The organism is Legionella santicrucis, assembly GCF_001468135.1.
GTDB lineage: Bacteria > Pseudomonadota > Gammaproteobacteria > Legionellales > Legionellaceae > Legionella > Legionella santicrucis.
Genome location: NZ_LNYU01000060.1, coordinates 1 through 1,218, shown reverse-complemented (window position 1 = coordinate 1,218; position 1,218 = coordinate 1). Strand labels below are relative to the sequence as shown.

The following is a 1,218-nucleotide window of genomic DNA, read 5'->3' as shown; positions in this document are numbered from 1 at the left end:
AAACTCATTGTTAGAGCAAACCAAATTGCTTGGCAGGAGCTCAAAAATATGACCGCTTAAAACTGAGTGTGCGTAACATGAGTTAATAAGTCATATAAATAGCATAGATTTTCCATTTGTCCCTAGGCCTCACTTTCTGTTTTATATAGGCATTATAGATTTCTTAATTTTCTTAACGTCACCTTACTGGAGATAGAATAGCGTCAAATGACTCTCGACTTACATCTCTACAATGATCCGAAAACAGCCATTTTTTATAATTTTCCAGCATGCCATGCTCCCACAGAATTCTCTTGAATCATCTGCATTAATACGCACAATGCGCCCCTAAGGCAATTGCGAAACAGGCTGTTTCGCATGAGCCTCTCCTTGTTGAAGTTGGATTTCTAATACTGTGGCAGATGGTTGGACACTCATACACTTCAAAAAATAATCGGTAATCTGCTGCATCGGCCTTCTGAGCCGCTCCACGTCCGTCACAATGTAACCTGCGGTAATATCACCACTCATTTTATGATTCATTAATCGTTTTAATGCATATGCAGAAATGTCTAGTCCTTCAGCTATAGTAATAAACGTTCGCCTTAAATCATGAACCGTAAAATGAATCCCTGAGAGCTTGGTAACATTGGTCATTTGCTTACGCGGTTCGATTATATGGCCTGCTGCTCCTTTACCAGGGAAAACATACTCATTGATTCTGTTTTGGCTGCGCGATAATAGCAACTCATAAAGATAACAGGAAAGAGGAAGTGTATGGGATTCATGATTTTTGGTATCGAGTACAGCTAGCGTTTTTAGCGTTGAGATCAACTTGATCCCAGCGTAAAGTTGCGGCTTCCTGTCGGCGCAATTCCGTAAGTATGATTAACAATAAATAATCTCGTAAAACTTCATTTTGTAATTGTTGTACACCAAGGTACCAAGCCGCCAATTCATGGGCTTTAATAAAACTTTGACGACGCTCAACCCGATACCAGGCTCTGGTTTGGGATAAGCGTTTTACCGGGTTTTGACTATTGAATAGCCAGGTAAATTTAGGATAATATCTTTTCTCGGCACTTTAATCCTCTTTTGATTGGGGAATCAATGAGTTAGATTACTATAATCCGATTAAAGTGCCCCTACATTTGGGCTGAATCTTCTACACATCTTGTTTATCCCAAAGAAACATGATCAAATCACCTCTTTTAAGGTGATGTATGGATTTAGCAATTG

General features: G+C 39.3%; 1 pseudogene. It reads right to left on the bottom strand.

Going from position 1 to position 1,218, the window contains the following annotated elements:
• Positions 1–327: 327 nt before the first annotated feature.
• Positions 328–1,018: pseudogene (locus tag Lsan_RS12405) on the bottom strand (tyrosine-type recombinase/integrase); the annotation flags it as partial.
• Between the last annotated feature and the right edge of the window lie 200 nt (positions 1,019–1,218).